This is a genomic window from Salipiger sp. HF18 (assembly GCF_011806505.1).
Classification (GTDB): domain Bacteria; phylum Pseudomonadota; class Alphaproteobacteria; order Rhodobacterales; family Rhodobacteraceae; genus Salipiger; species Salipiger thiooxidans.
In genome coordinates, this window is sequence record NZ_JAATOS010000999.1 from 1 (window position 1) to 514 (window position 514).

A 514-nucleotide genomic window follows, 5' to 3' on the forward strand; every position below is an offset into this window, starting at 1 on the left:
GGCCACGAGCAGCGAGCCCTGCCCGTCTCGGCGCTGGCGCACCGCGCCCCGGTGGCCAAGGGCGGACATATCGTGCTCGACGTGACGGCTGCGGAGTTCGAGACCGCCCCGCACCCGGACGCGCTGCCCGCCTAGGGCAGACCCGGCGGGGGCGTCAGCTCCAGAGCGGTTCCTGCTGCGCCTCCGCCTCGGCTTCGGCCGCAACCAGCTGCGGCGTGCTGCCCCTGCCCGCCTTGGCCGCGGCGATCAGCGAGCGGAACAGCCGGCGATGAGCTCGCCGGTAGATCAGATGCTCTGGATGCCACTGCACCCCCAGCGCGAAGGGATCGGTGACACGCTCGATGGCCTGCACCATGCCGCCGTCGTCGCGCGCGGCCACCCGGAGCCCCTCTCCCAGCACATCCACCGACTGGCTGTGCAGCGCATTCACATAGAGACAGTTTGCCCGCGCCGAACGCGACAGCAGCGTGTCCTCGCCGATCTCGACCCGCTTGCGCGGCAGGATGGTGCGGAT

General features: G+C 71.6%; 1 protein-coding gene. It reads right to left on the reverse strand.

Going from position 1 to position 514, the window contains the following annotated elements:
* Positions 1 to 154: 154 nt before the first annotated feature.
* Positions 155 to 514: gamma-glutamyl-gamma-aminobutyrate hydrolase family protein (locus HC022_RS28480; protein ID WP_167454587.1), on the reverse strand; the 360-nt coding region annotated here is incomplete at its 5' end.